This is a genomic window from Alishewanella longhuensis (assembly GCF_014653435.1).
Classification (GTDB): Bacteria; Pseudomonadota; Gammaproteobacteria; order Enterobacterales; family Alteromonadaceae; genus Alishewanella; species Alishewanella longhuensis.
Genome location: NZ_BNAO01000012.1, coordinates 60,168 through 60,551 on the forward strand (window position 1 = coordinate 60,168; position 384 = coordinate 60,551).

Below are 384 nucleotides of genomic sequence, written 5' to 3' on the forward strand. Positions count from 1 at the left end.
CAGCTCTCGAAGTCGGGTGCTGTTCACGTACATCATCAATACTCCTGCATAGAGTCCCTGGTGGAGCACTATTATCCGACCAAACGGTGTTACAGCGTGACGAAAAAGCCCCGACATAAGCACGACTTTAGCCCGACTTTTTGCTTGTTGGCTACTGTTTAGGTGATCTAAGCAGCAGAAACCGTTACAGCTACCACATGCCCTAATTGGCGCAATATGGTGGTGAGCTGGCCGCGATGATGAGTTTGATGGTTAATCAGATAGCTTAGAGCCAAACCCCTAACCAAACAACTTCGCTGCGCGGGCTGCCATCTCTGCTTCACTAACATCTTCAATATGAGTGGAGAACATCCAACTATGACCGAAAGGATCCTGCAGGCAGGC

Annotated in this window: 1 protein-coding gene; it reads right to left on the reverse strand. The window is 49.5% G+C overall.

The features are described 5' to 3' along the window. Window positions 1-167: 167 nt before the first annotated feature. Window positions 168-329 (reverse strand): DinB family protein, encoded by a 162-nt coding sequence (locus IE163_RS17170; RefSeq protein ID WP_229833637.1) that lies wholly within the window; start codon window positions 327-329, stop codon window positions 168-170. Window positions 330-384 lie beyond the last annotated feature (55 nt).